Raw genomic sequence first — 216 nt, forward strand, 5'->3', positions numbered from 1 at the left:
ACTAGTATTAATATTATTCATTTGTTTTTTACACATTTATCACTCCCGATATATTTATAATATAGACGAATCACAGCCTAATGAGTTTCATTAATTTAACAAATAAATAAAACTTATCCATATTTCTAACGATAAATTTAACTCTTCTTATGTCACTAAACTGCCCGTTTGTGCCATAAGAAAAAAAGGCTGTCATTGACAGCCTCAATCTATTTC

It is taken from the genome of Bacillus sp. JJ722 (assembly GCF_036963345.1).
GTDB lineage: Bacteria > Bacillota > Bacilli > Bacillales > DSM-1321 > Bacillus_AD.